The organism is Micromonospora sp. NPDC048935, from assembly GCF_043197875.1.
GTDB lineage: Bacteria > Actinomycetota > Actinomycetes > Mycobacteriales > Micromonosporaceae > Micromonospora.
Map to the genome: position 1 here is coordinate 1,081,524 of NZ_JBICTZ010000001.1, position 12,162 is coordinate 1,093,685.

Consider the following 12,162-nt stretch of genomic DNA (forward strand, 5'->3'; position numbering starts at 1 on the left):
CGGACATGCGTCGTCGACTGGTGATCAGCTACCTGCTGCTGATGGTGCTCGTCCTCATCGCGTTGGAGACGCCGCTGGCGGTCACCATGGCCAGTCGCGAAACCGAACAGGTCCGTGCCGACCGGCTCGCCGACGCGACCCGGTTCGCCTCGCTGGCCGGGCCGGCGCTGCGCGACGGTGGGCCGGGCCCGATCGAGTCGGAGCTGACCAGCTACGACAACCTCTACGCGATCGGCGCGGCGATCGTCGACCGGGACGGGAGCACATCCGTCGCGTCGCCGAGCTGGCGGCCCGGTGTGGGGGTCGCGTCGGTGCTGGACATGGCGCTGTCCGGGCAGCAGACCAGCGCCCCCGAGTTGGTGTGGCCGTGGACGACCGGCCCGGTGGTGGTGGCGGTGCCGATCAACGACGGTGGTGAGGTGCTCGGCGCGGTGGTGATCGTGACCCCCGCCGACCCGATCCGCCGGGCGGTCACCGTCTGGTGGTCGCTGCTCGCCCTGGCCGGCCTGCTCGCCGTGCTGGCCTGCGTGCTCACCGCGTTCGGGTTGGCCGGTTGGGTGCTGCGCCCGGTCACCGAGCTGGACGCGGTCACCCACGAGATCGCCGAGGGCGACCGGGGCGCCCGGGTGCAGCAGCGTCCGGGGCCGCCGGAGCTACGTCGTCTGGCGGCCAGCTTCAACCACATGGCCGACGTGGTCTCCGACGTGATGGACCGGCAGCGTGCCTTCGTCGCGCACGCCAGCCACCAACTGCGCAACCCGCTCACCGCGCTGCGGCTGCGGGTGGAGGAACTGGGCCCCAGCCTCACCGACCCGGAGGGCCGTGCCGAGCACCGGCTGGCGCTGGAGGAGACCGACCGGCTGGCGTTGGTGCTCGACGCGCTGCTGACCCTCGCCCGTGCCGAGCGGGAGGAGAATGAGCGGGTCACCGTGGACGCCGCCGCGGTGGCCGCGTCCCGGGTGGCCGCGTGGGCGCCGCTGGCCCGGCACCGTTCGGTCGCGTTGCGGCTGACCACCACCGACGCCCCGGCGTACGCCCAGACCGTGCCGACGGCCGTCGACCAGGCGCTGGACGCGCTCATCGACAACGCGGTGAAGTTCAGCGGGGCCGGCGGGGCGGTGACGGTGAGCGTGGCCCGCCGCGACGACGGCGTGGCCCTGGAGGTGCGCGACTCCGGTCCGGGCATGACCGGGAGTCAGCTCGGCCAGGCGACGGAGCGGTTCTGGCGGGCGCCGGACGCGCAGAACGTGGACGGCGCGGGGCTCGGCCTGACCATCGCCGCCGTACTGGTGGACGCGTCCGACGGTCGGCTCACCATGCGCCCGGGGCAGACGCGGGGGCTGGTGGCCGCCCTGTGGTTTCCCGCGCCGGAGCCCGTACCGGATCCGGAGCCGGACCGGGAGCCGTCGGCGGAGCCGGTGGACGACGTGCCGGCCACCGACTGGCGGCCCACCCTGACGCGGTAGCACCAGGCGTCAGGGCTTGGCCTCCCGGTACCACGCGGCGGCGCCGGGGTGCAGCGTCAGCGGCGCGGTGACGATCGCCGAGCGGGGGCTCATCCGCCCCGCCGCGGGATGCGCGGCGGCCAGCTCGGCCCGCCCGTCCATCAGCAGGCGGGTCACCTCCCGGACCAACGGTTCCGGCAGGCTGACGTTGACGATCAGATAGTTCGGGTCGGCCACCGTGGTCACCGCGTCGACCCCGTACACGGAGTGGGGGATGTCCCGGGAGACGTACACCTGGCCGTAGCACGCGCTCAGCCGCTCGGTCCATTCGCTGAGGTCCACGATCCGGGTGGCACGCTGCCGGGCCAGGTTCTCGATACCCCACACCGGCAGCCCACCGGAGAAGAAGAAGGCGTCGATCTGCCCCGAGCGCAGCGCCTCCACCGAGTCGTCCAGCCCGAGCCGTGTACGGCGTACCGCGTCGCCACCGAGGCGGGCCACCTCCAGCAGCCGGGTCGCGGTGATCTCGGTGCCCGATCGGGGTGCGCCGACGGAGACCCGCCGGCCGCGCAGGTCGTCGAGCGTGCGCACCGGCCCACCGCTCGTGGTGACCAGGTGCAGCTGGTCGTCGTAGACCCGGGCGATCGCCTCGACCGAGGAGCTTCCCGCGCTGCTGGTGGGCAGGACGTCGGCCTGGGTGAAACCCAGCTCCGCCCGGCCGGACTCGACAAGTTGGACGTTCTCCGCGGAGGCGGCGGTGATCACCACGCGGGCGTCGACGTCGGGCAGTTCCCGATTGAGGATGGCCGCCAGCGACTGCCCGAACGCGTAGTAGACGGCGGTGGGGCTGCCCGTGGCGATCCGGATCAGCGTCTGTTCGGTGGGGGCGTCCTGGCAGCCGGCGGTGCTTGCGGTCGCGGTCAGCAGCACCGTCAACAGGGCCGCCAGCATCGCCCCGTGACGCCGGGGCCGGCGGGATGAGGTACGTCTCACGCGATGCACTGTGCGCCGTCGGACCGGTGCGCGCAACCGCCTTGCCGGCGGTGGGCCGGACGGGTGTGACCCGCGCGCCGGTCAGCAGGCCGGGCGGGCCGGCTCCAGCTTCGCGTTGCTCAGGATCCGCGCCCGGTCCGGGCCGTCGGCCACGCTGACCAGGAAACAGCCGGTGCCCGCGCTCAGCCGGGCCGGAACGCCGAGCACGGTGGCACCGCGGATCAGCACCGCCGACAACTCCCGGTCGGCGAGCCGCACACCGAGGATGTGCCGGCGGACGTGTCGGCCGGCCGCCAGCAGCGCGGAACGCCAGGCCGCCGCCGCGAGGCGGGTCACCAACCCGCGGCGTGCCGGCGAGGCCCCGGGCAGCGGCCCACCGAGCAGCTCACGCCGCCCCTGCCACCAGCCCGCGTCCAACATTCGGGCGTATGCGCCGCGCTGCTCCGGGGGCACCCAGAGCCGGTGCAGCTCGTAGCGGCGGCGCAGGCCCCCGACGGCGACCTCGTGGGTGACCGGGATGTCCAACCGGGCGAGCAACTGCCGCATCCGTTGCGCGGCGTCCTCCCGGTTGAACTCCACCCCCGGCAGGCGCGCGGGGAGCGCCGCGTGCGGCCGGGCGGCGGTCGGCGACGGTGTGCAGCGCAGCAGGCAGGCGGCCTCGAACGCGTCGCCCAGCGTCAGCCAGTCCAGCGGGGGTGGCGGCACCGCCGAGCGCGGACGGTCGAGCAGGGCGGGTTCGCGGGTCAACGAAGGCTCCCTCGTCGGAGTCTGGGTTCCCCCACCGTGGCCTCTGCGCCGCCGTTACGGAACTCCTCCGGCCCAGCCTTGAGCAAATCTTGCGGCTGCCGAGCAGCTACAGGTCGGCGACCACCAGGTCCACCTGCCGCACCCGGCCGGGCGCGGTGGCCTGCTCCTCGACGGTGTGCTTCAACTCCCGCAGCGTGCCGACCAACTCCGCGGCGGAGCGCGGTCGGGCACCGGCGACGAGCAGGTCCCGGACCAACCGGCCCTTGGTCGCCTTGTTGAAGTGGCTGACCACCGAGCGGACCGGCACGCCGTCGACCTCCCGCTCGTGCAGCACCCGCACGGTGACGGTCCGCTCGGCCAGCTCCCCACGCGGCGTCCAGGTGGCCGCGTACGCGCCGGAGCGCAGGTCCAGCACCGGGCCCCGGCCGGCGGCGGCGTCCACCGCCGGCGCCAGCTCGCCGCGCCAGTACGCCGACAACGCCCCGACACCCGGCAGGCGGGCGCCGATCGGGCAGCGGTACGGGGGGATCCGGTCCGCCAGCCGCACCGCTCCCCACAGCCCGGAGCTGATCAGGATCGACCGGCGGGCCGCCCGTTGCGCCGCGACCGGCAACGACGCCAGTTCCAGCGCCTCGTAGAGCACCCCGGTGTAGAGCCGCTCGGCCGGCGCGGTGGCCGCCTCCCGCAGCCGGGCGTTGCGGCGCAGCTCACCCCGCTGGCCCTCGCTGAGGCCGAGCGCCGCCCGCGCCGCCGCCTCGTCCGGCCCGGCGCTCAGCGCCACCAACGCGTCCACCACCCGTTCGCGGGCCGGGTTCAGCTCGGGCAGCGAGAGCCGCTGCGGGGACCAGCGCCGCCCGGTGCCGGCGTCGGCCTTCCCCTCCGAGGGCGGCAGCAGGATGAGCATCGGTTCTCCTCGACGGACGGGACGGCGGTCCGGCCAGCGTACGACCCGCCGTTACCGCCAGGGCCGCACCGGGGTGTCGGGGTGGTACACGCGATAGCCGCCGACCTCGCGGACCGGCGTGGCGTCGGCCCGGTCGGCGAGCAGTCGGCGCAGCCGCCGGTCCATCGGGGAGTCGACCTCCACCACGTAGCCCGGCCGTTCGGCCCGCCCCACCTGCCGCCAGTACGGGCGGTAGCGGTTCTGCCCGGGGGACAGGTCACCGTCGAGCACCGCGCAGACCACCGTCTCGTCGGTGTTGAAGATCAGTCGGTTGCAGGTCCAGTAGTCCCCGTACACCTGGTGGGGACCATTGGCGCGCAGCGCGGCGGCCAACTCCCGGGCCTGGCGTTCCTCGGTGCGCGACGCGGCGGTGCCGGCGGTCGCGAAGAGCACGGTGATCACCAGCGTGGTCGCGGCCAGGGCGACCAGCACGGCTGCGGACAGCGCGCCGGTGACCCGGCCGAGCACGCTGCTGGTGCCCCGCCAGGCGGTCAGCGCCGCCACCCAGAGCGGCCAGAGCACCGCCGGCAGCGACAGTTGCAGCACCGACAGGTAGCGGGCGTTGTCCAGCGGGCTGGTCGCGGCGAGCGGGCTGCGCACGTACGACAACAGGGTCAACGCGGCACCGGCGATCAGCGCGAGCTGCACGACCGGCCCGACCCGCTCCCCGCGCGAATCGGCGGCGCGGCGGTACGCGAGCACCGCGAGCGCCGCGCCGACCACCAGCAGCACCGGGTACAGCACCCCGGACCACTGTTGCCAGCGTCCGCAACCGTCGACCGGGCAGAGCCCGTGCGCCAGCGGCACCCCCTCCAGCAGGCCGCCGCGGATCCGCTCGGACCACGGCGGCATCGGCCCCGCCTTGGTGCTGACCTCCCGGAACACGGTCAGCGAGTCCTCTCCCGGCCCGGCGCGCAGGTTGTCGAGGACCATCGGCGCGATCCCGACCGCGACCCCCACCACCAGCAGCAGGCCGGACCAGCCGAGCAGTTCCCGCCGCACCGCCCACACCAGGGCGAGCCCGGCCACCACCAGGTACGGCAGGATCAGCCAGTCCGACCAGGCGGCCAGCCCGACGAGCAGGCCGAACAGGGCGACGGCGAGCCGCCGGCGGCGCACGGTGCCGGCCGCCAACCCCACCGTGATCAGCAGCATCAGCAGCACCGCCGGCTTCACCTCCGGTCGGCCTCCGACGACGGTGAGCTGGTCGCGGACCACCCGTTCACCGCCGAGCGCGAGCAGGCCGACGACGGCTGTGGCGAACCAGGGTGTGCAGAGCCGGCGGGTCAGCCGGTGGATCAGATAGAGGAACAGCGCGTACAGCACGAGCATCGGCAGCCGCAGCACCGGCCAGCTCGGCCCGGCGACCGCCACCAGGGGCGCGGCCAGGTACGACTCCAACATCCCCATGTAGTGCTGGCCGTACAGGAAGACCGGGCGTTCCCGGCCCTGCCCGATGTGCAGCGCGGCCAGGCCGAAGGTCGCCTCGTCACTGTTCGAGACCGGCACCGTGAACAGCGTCAGGACCAGCCGATAACCGACGCCGGCCAGCCCGAACAGCAGCGCGACGAGCGCCGGCCGGTCGAGTCGTGGGCGCCGTCGCCCACGGTGCTGCTCTGGATGCGACACGACCAACGCCCCCGTCGTCGTCCCGACCGGAGTGTTTCACGGACGACGGGCGGGCCGGGCCGGTTCGGCGCAGCCGGGACCGGCTCGCCGGGCTGGGCCGGTTCGGCGCAGCCGGGACCGGCTCGCCGGGGCTGGGTGCCGGTTCGGCGCGACCGAGTCGGCTCGCCGGGCTGGGCCGGTTCGACGCGGCCGGGATCGGCTCGCGTGGCCGTGGCTGTCGAGGTGTGGCAGGGTTGGCGCGTGCCACCCACTCCCGCCGGCCAGCTGGCCGTTCCGAACCTGCACCGGGCTGCGCGGATCGAGGACGCCGTGCACCAGCTCGTCCAGCGCCGGCTGCGGCGCACCGGCTGGCGGGTCAACATCGTCGCGTACACCGGTTATGGCGCCCCGGGTTGGGTGCGGGTGATGTGCCGGGTGTTGCTGGGCCGACCGGACACCCGGCAGCGGGGCCGGCTGGACAAGGTCCGTGGCTGGCGCAGCTTCACCACCCTGCCCAACAAGCACGTCACGGTGACCATCGAGGCCGGCGGGGTGCGGCACGAGACGCAGGCCGACCGCAGCGGCTTCGTCGACACGCTGGTCGAGGCCGACCTGCCGCCCGGTTGGGGCACGGTCCGGCTCAGCGTCCCGGATGCCGAGCCGGTCGACGCACCGGTGCGCATCCTCGACCCGGAGGTCAAGTTCGGCATCATCTCCGACATCGACGACACGGTGATGGTGACCGCACTGCCCCGGCCCCTGCTCGCGGCGTGGAACACGTTCGTGCTCGACGAACACGCCCGGGCGGCCGTGCCCGGCATGGCCGTGCTCTACGAGCGGCTGGTCACCGCGCACCCCGGCGCCCCGGTCTTCTACCTCTCCACCGGCGCGTGGAACGTGGCGCCCACGCTGACCCGCTTCCTGTCCCGACACCTCTACCCGGCCGGGCCGCTGCTGCTCACCGACTGGGGCCCGACCGCCGACCGCTGGTTCCGCAGCGGAATGGAACACAAGCGGGTCACCCTGGCCCGGCTGGCCCGGGAGTTCCCCGACGTGCGCTGGCTGCTGGTCGGCGACGACGGCCAGCACGACCAGGAGATCTACCGGGAGTTCGCCGCCGCCCACCCGGAGAACGTCGCCGGGGTGGCGATCCGCCGGCTCTCCCCGACCCAGTCCGTGCTGGCCGGCACCCTGCCCGCCCCGGCCGGCCGCCCGTCGTCGGGGCCGGTGGGGCAGAAGTGGCTCTCCGCGCCGGACGGCGCCGGCCTGTGGCAACTGCTGCGCGACGCCAACCTGGTCTGACCCCGCGCAGCCCTCGGGCGGTCAGCCCTGGCGCAGCCAGACGGCGCCCAACGGCGGCACCTGGAGGGCGGCCGAGGCGACCATCCCGTGCCACGGCACGTCCTCGGCGCGTACCTGGCCCAGGTTGCCCACCCCGGAGCCGCCGTAGTGGTGGGCGTCGGTGTTGAGCACCTCCGTCCACGTGCCGCCGGCCGGCAGGCCGATCCGGTAGTCGTGCAGGGGCTCGGCGGAGAAGTTCGCCACGCACACCAGCGTCGAGCCGTCCGGGGCGATCCGGACGAACGACACGGTGTTGTTGGCGACGTCGTCGCCGGCGATCCACCGGAAACCGGCCGGTTCGGTGTCCTGCGCCCAGAGCGCCGGGGTGTCCCGGTAGACCCGGTTGAGGTCGGCGACGAGGCGCTGCACGCCGGCGCGGGCCGGGTCGTGTAGCAGGTACCAGTCGAGGCCGCGCTCCTCGCTCCACTCCCGGTCGTCGGCCAGCTCGGAGCCCATGAAGAGCAACTGCTTGCCCGGGTGTGCCCACATGTACGCCAGCAGCGCGCGCACGTTCGCCAGCCGCTGCCAGGTGTCGCCGGGCATCTTGCCGGCCAGTGAGCCCTTGCCGTGCACCACCTCGTCGTGGCTGATCGGCAACACGTAGTTCTCGCTCCACGCGTACGCCAGGGAGAAGGTGAGCTGGTGGTGGTGGTGCTGGCGGTAGATCGGGTCCTTCGAGGTGTAGAGCAGGGTGTCGTGCATCCAGCCCATGTTCCACTTGAACCCGAAGCCCAGCCCGCCCTCGGCCGTCGACCGGGTGACGCCGGGCCAGGCGGTGGACTCCTCGGCGATCATGACGACCCCGGCGTGGTGCTTGTAGACCGTCGCGTTCACCTCCTGCATGAGCGCGATGGCCTCCAGGTTCTCCCGACCGCCGTACTGGTTCGGGGCCCACTGCCCGTGCTCCCGGGAGTAGTCCAGGTAGAGCATCGAGGCGACGGCGTCCACCCGCAGCCCGTCGACGTGGAACTGGTCGCACCAGTAGAGCGCGTTGGCGACCAGGAAGTTACGCACCTCGTTGCGGCCGAAGTCGAACACGTACGTACCCCAGTCGGGGTGCTCGCCGCGACGCGGGTCGGGGTGCTCGTAGAGCGGGGTGCCGTCGAAGCGCGCGAGGGCCCACTCGTCCTTCGGGAAGTGCGCGGGCACCCAGTCGAGGAGCACGCCGATGCCGGCGGCGTGCAGCCGGTCGACGAGGTAACGGAAGTCGTCCGGGTCACCGAAGCGGGACGTCGGCGCGTAGTAGCCGGTGACCTGGTAGCCCCAGGAGCCGCCGAACGGGTGCTCCATCACCGGCAGGAACTCCACGTGCGTGAAGCCCAACTCGGTGACGTACGCGGTGAGTTGCTCGGCCAACTCGCGGTAGCCCAACCCGGGCCGCCACGAGCCGAGGTGCACCTCGTAGACGCTCATCGGCTCCTGGTGCGGCCGCCGCTCGGCCCGCCGGGCCAGCCAGTCCGCGTCGTCCCACCGGTACGTCGAGTGGTGCACCACCGAGGCGGTGGCCGGCGGCACCTCGGCGTACGCGGCCAGGGGGTCGGCCTTGTCCCGCCACTGCCCGTCGGCACCCAGCACCCGGTACTTGTAGCGGGCACCGACCCGGGCGTTGGGGACGAACAGCTCCCACACGCCACTGGAACCGAGTGACCGCATCGGCCAGCCGTCGTCCGGGGCCCAGCCGGTGAAGTCGCCGACCACCCGCACGCCCTGGGCGTTCGGCGCCCAGACGCTGAACGCGACGCCCTCGTCGAAGACCCGGGCGCCCAGCGCGTCCCAGAGGCGCTCGTGCCGGCCCTCACGGATCAGGTGCAGGTCCAACTCGCCGAGGGTCGGGGGGTAGCGGTACGGGTCGTCGTACGCGGTGCCGTCGACCTCCACCCGGTAGTCGAGCACGGTGCCGTCGACCTGCGCCTCGAAGACGCCCACGTCGTGCACCCGCTTCATCGGGTGCCGCTCGTCGTCGACGAGCAGCACCACGTCACCGGCACCCCGGCGCATCGTGCGGATCGTCGTCGAGGAGTCGGCGGGGTGCGCGCCGAGCAGCGCGTGCGGGTCGTGCGTCGCGCCGGTGATCAGCTGGTCCATCGGGCGTCCTTCGGGGCGGTAGCGGTCGGCGCGGAACGGGACGAGCGGGCGGCGGACGAACGGGCAGCGGCAGAGCGGGACGCCAGCGTGGCCGGGGTCGCCGGGGTCGTCGGCGCGGTGCCGCCGGACAGGTCGTCCGGCACCTCGGCCACGGTGAGGTCGGCTGGCTCGGTGCCGGCCGGCTGCGGCTCGGTCGGCGGGGTCGGGCGGCGCACGGTCAGCACGTGTGCCGGTTGCAGGTACGGGTCGAGCCGCACCGCGTTGCGCTGACCCCAGTCGTAACTGGTGCCGGTCAGCTCGTCGTGGACGGTGAACCGATCGTGCCAGTCGAAGCCGAGCGCCGGCATGTCGAGGGTGGTGTTGCCCCACTGCACGACCCGCGGGTCGAACGAGCAGATCACGATGACCGTGTTGCCGGTCTCCGGGTCGTGCTTGGACCAGCAGAGCAGCGCCGGGTTGTCGATCTCGTGGAAGCGCAGGTTGCGGAGCTGGTGCAGGGCGGGGTTGTCGCGGCGTACCCGGTTGAGGGTGGTCAGGAACGGCGCCAGCGAGCGGCCCTGCGCCTCGGCGCCGGCCCAGTCGCGCGGGCGCAGCTCGTACTTCTCGTTGTCCAGGTATTCCTCGGCCCCCGGGCGGGCCACGTGCTCGAACAGCTCGTAGCCCGCGTACAGGCCCCAGGACGGGGAGAGCAGCGCGGCCAGCACCGCCCGGATCTTGAACATCGGCGGGCCGCCGTGCTGCAACGACTCGTGCAGGATGTCCGGTGTGTTCGGCCAGAAGTTCGGCCGCATGTGATCGGCCGAGGCAACCAACTCCTCGCAGTACTCCCGCATCTGCGCCGCCGTCGTGCGCCAGGTGAAATAGGTGTACGACTGCGTGAAGCCGATCTTGCCGAGCCCGTGCATGATGGCCGGCCGGGTGAACGCCTCGGCCAGGAACAGCACGTCTGGGTCGACGGACTTCACCTCGGCGATCAGCCAGTGCCAGAAGTCGAACGGCTTGGTGTGCGGGTTGTCCACCCGGAAGATCCGGATGCCCTCGCCCACCCAGTGCAGCACCACCCGCAGCACCTCGGCCCGGATGCCCTCCGGGTCGTTGTCGAAGTTGACCGGGTAGATGTCCTGGTACTTCTTCGGCGGGTTCTCCGCGTACGCGATGCTGCCGTCGGCCCGGGTGGTGAACCACTCCGGGTGCTCGGTCACCCAGGGGTGGTCCGGCGCGCACTGCAACGCCAGGTCCATCGCCACCTCCAGGCCCTGCGCGGCAGCCGCCTGGATGAAGGCCCGGAAGTCCGCCGGCGTACCCAGATCGGGGTGGATGGTGTCGTGGCCGCCCTCGGCGGCGCCGATCGCCCACGGCGAGCCCACGTCTGTCGGCCCGGCGGTGAGCGCGTTGTTGCGGCCCTTGCGGTTGATCCGGCCGATCGGGTGGATCGGCGGCAGGTAGAGCACGTCGAAGCCCATCGCCGCGACGCCCGGCAGCCGTTCCGTGGCGGTGGCGAAGGTGCCGGATCGGCCTCCCGCGGCCCCCTCCGAGCGCGGGAAGAACTCGTACCAGGCCGAGTAGAGGGCCCGCTTGCGGTCCACCCAGATCGAGTACGTGTCACCGGCCGTGACCAGCTCCCGCACCGGGTGCTCCCAGAGCAGGTCGGCCAGGGCCAGCGCCTCCTCGACCCGCTGCGGCAGCGGCAGGTCGGTGTCGACGAGCGCGGTGAGCGCCGTGGCGACCCGGGGCCGGTCGGCGGTCGGGACGAGGCCCCGGGCGGCGGTCAGCACCCGGACGCCCTCGGCCAGGTCGTTGGCCAGATCCTCCGGCCCCTGCCCGGCGGCGATCTTCTTGGTCACCGCGTTCTGCCAGGTCAGGTACGGGTCCTGAAACGCCTCGACGGCGAAGGTCCACTCGCCCACCGCGTCCGGTGCGATGGTGGCGTGCCAGCGGTCCTGGCCGGGCTCGCCGGGGCGCATCCGGGTGAACGGCCTGGTGACGCCGTCCGGACCCTGCCAGACCACGGTGCAGCCCAGCGCGTCGTGCCCCTCCCGGTAGGCGCGGGCCGACACCGGAACCGGCTCGTCGACCACCGCCTTGGCCGGGTACCGCCCGCACGAGACGACGGGGGAGACGTCTTCGATCGGGAACCGTCCAGTCACCCCGCCAACCTACTGCGCGAGATCAGTTCGCGCGCGGCCAAGCACCCCAGGTGCCCCGCCCCGCCCAGTCGCGACGATCCACACGGCTTCCTTGAAGGCGCGGTGTCGAGGCGACCAGGATGCGGCGGTTTCCTGAAACCCGAGTGGAGGCGCTGGTTCGGTGCTGCTCGCCGAGTTCCGCGATGGCACAGGTGGGCGAGTGTCTGCCGGACGCCCGGTCTCCCTGGCCGACGGTGGCGGGCCGGTGCGGGGGAATCAGTCAGCGCGGTTGCCGTCGTCCCTGAACACGGACCCGACCAGTGCGTTCAGTCCCTCCTGCCACCGCGCTTCGGGCCAGTCGCGCAGGTGCTCGACCAGGTCGCTGCGGACGGCGGCGAGCAGGGCGTGGGCCAGATAATCCGCCGTCTGCGGGCCGCGTGCTTCCGCGACGAGGCCGGCGAGCAGGGCGTGCCAGTGGTCGTACGCCTCATTGCGGTACGGGCTGCCGCCCCCGGCGCTCTCCAGCGCCAGCGTGAGCACCCGGTTGTCGAGCTTGAAGCGCAGCATGGCCCGCAGCAGTTCGACGGCCTGCTCCGCCGCCGGTCGGGTGGGTGACAACGCGAGCGCATCCCGCAACCGCAGTCCCCGTTGCTCGTAGAGGGCGCGGATGAGCCCGATGCGGTCGCCGAAGCGCCGGAACAGGGTGCCCTTGCCGACGCCGGCGGCGGTGGCGACGTCGTCCATCGACACCTGATCGGGGTCGGTTGCGGCGTCGAAGAGACGCCCGGCGGCGGCCAGCACCGACTCCCTGTTGCGTAGCGCGTCGGCCCGCACCGGACACCCCTCTCGCCAAACGGACTGGCGGTCCGTATAG

9 protein-coding genes are annotated in these 12,162 nt (G+C 73.3%); 2 read left to right on the forward strand and 7 right to left on the reverse strand.

The window, feature by feature from the left end; translation table 11 throughout:
• Positions 1–5 precede the first annotated feature (5 nt).
• The gene (locus ACGFIW_RS05350; protein WP_393311044.1) at positions 6–1,466 is read left to right on the forward strand and encodes an ATP-binding protein; all 1,461 of its coding nucleotides are present in this window, start codon (positions 6–8) and stop codon (positions 1,464–1,466) included.
• Positions 1,467–1,475: 9 nt separating this feature from the next.
• Here the strand turns inward: ACGFIW_RS05350 and ACGFIW_RS05355 are convergent, their stop codons facing one another.
• The 4 genes from ACGFIW_RS05355 to ACGFIW_RS05370 all read right to left on the reverse strand — a co-directional run bounded on the left by ACGFIW_RS05355 (position 1,476) and on the right by ACGFIW_RS05370 (position 5,757).
• A complete protein-coding gene (locus ACGFIW_RS05355) occupies positions 1,476–2,396 on the reverse strand; it encodes a TAXI family TRAP transporter solute-binding subunit (protein ID WP_393311264.1) in 921 nt (306 codons plus the stop codon).
• Between the two features lie 123 nt (positions 2,397–2,519).
• Positions 2,520–3,185, reverse strand: a complete 666-nt coding sequence (locus tag ACGFIW_RS05360; protein WP_393311045.1) for a hypothetical protein — start codon at positions 3,183–3,185, stop codon at positions 2,520–2,522.
• A gap of 106 nt (positions 3,186–3,291) precedes the next feature.
• Positions 3,292–4,089, reverse strand: coding sequence for a peroxide stress protein YaaA (gene yaaA / locus ACGFIW_RS05365; RefSeq protein ID WP_393311046.1), 798 nt, complete (start codon positions 4,087–4,089; stop codon positions 3,292–3,294).
• Positions 4,090–4,140: 51 nt separating this feature from the next.
• Complete coding sequence (locus tag ACGFIW_RS05370; protein WP_393311047.1) at positions 4,141–5,757, reverse strand: hypothetical protein; 1,617 nt, start codon at positions 5,755–5,757, stop codon at positions 4,141–4,143.
• A gap of 240 nt (positions 5,758–5,997) precedes the next feature.
• On the opposite strand from ACGFIW_RS05370, the gene ACGFIW_RS05375 reads away from it, so the two are divergent.
• Positions 5,998–7,038 (forward strand): App1 family protein, encoded by a 1,041-nt coding sequence (locus ACGFIW_RS05375; RefSeq protein ID WP_393249520.1) that lies wholly within the window; start codon positions 5,998–6,000, stop codon positions 7,036–7,038.
• A gap of 21 nt (positions 7,039–7,059) precedes the next feature.
• Here ACGFIW_RS05375 and glgB read toward each other — a convergent pair whose 3' ends face one another.
• From glgB to ACGFIW_RS05390, 3 genes are all read right to left on the reverse strand, one after another.
• Positions 7,060–9,162 carry a 1,4-alpha-glucan branching protein GlgB gene (glgB, locus tag ACGFIW_RS05380; RefSeq protein ID WP_393311048.1) on the reverse strand — a complete coding sequence of 701 codons (2,103 nt, stop codon included), beginning with the start codon at positions 9,160–9,162 and terminating at the stop codon, positions 7,060–7,062.
• Entirely contained in the window at positions 9,150–11,309 is a 2,160-nt protein-coding gene (locus ACGFIW_RS05385; RefSeq protein ID WP_393311049.1) for a maltotransferase domain-containing protein, read from the reverse strand. The genes glgB and ACGFIW_RS05385 overlap by 13 nt, the downstream gene beginning before the upstream one ends.
• Positions 11,310–11,564: 255 nt before the next feature.
• Positions 11,565–12,122, reverse strand: a complete 558-nt coding sequence (locus tag ACGFIW_RS05390) for a TetR/AcrR family transcriptional regulator (protein WP_393311050.1) — start codon at positions 12,120–12,122, stop codon at positions 11,565–11,567.
• Positions 12,123–12,162 lie beyond the last annotated feature (40 nt).

Excerpts from the sequence above, each read along its gene's own strand:
- ACGFIW_RS05350 (WP_393311044.1), top strand. The coding sequence starts at position 6 with ATGCGTCGTCGACTGGTGATCAGCTACCTGCTGCTGATGGTGCTCGTC.
- ACGFIW_RS05355 (WP_393311264.1), bottom strand. The coding sequence starts at position 2,396 with ATGCTGGCGGCCCTGTTGACGGTGCTGCTGACCGCGACCGCAAGCACC.
- yaaA (WP_393311046.1), bottom strand. The coding sequence starts at position 4,089 with ATGCTCATCCTGCTGCCGCCCTCGGAGGGGAAGGCCGACGCCGGCACC.
- glgB (WP_393311048.1), bottom strand. The coding sequence starts at position 9,162 with ATGGACCAGCTGATCACCGGCGCGACGCACGACCCGCACGCGCTGCTC.